General features: G+C 47.9%; 1 protein-coding gene. It reads left to right on the forward strand.

Going from position 1 to position 213, the window contains the following annotated elements:
- Positions 1-7: 7 nt before the first annotated feature.
- Positions 8-213, forward strand: a 206-nt coding sequence (tnpB, locus tag CXF95_RS31600) for an IS66 family insertion sequence element accessory protein TnpB (protein ID WP_369809349.1), incomplete at its 3' end; no start/stop codon positions are given.

Genomic DNA, 213 nt, shown 5'->3' on the forward strand with positions numbered 1-213 from the left:
TAGCAGGCTGACGCACGAGCCTCGTTGCGGGATCTTATTTGTGTTTATTAATCGCAATAAAACCATGATCCGCACGCTCGCCTATGATGGCACAGGATTTTGGTTGATGACCAAGCGTTTATCTAAGGGTAAATTTCAATGCTGGCCCACCGTTAATTCACCTGTTCATCCGTTTGAGGCCAGGCAGTTGCGTCAACTTCTAAGCCCCGTCAA

The sequence above is a fragment of the Paraglaciecola sp. MB-3u-78 genome (assembly GCF_002835935.1).
Classification (GTDB): domain Bacteria; phylum Pseudomonadota; class Gammaproteobacteria; order Enterobacterales; family Alteromonadaceae; genus Paraglaciecola.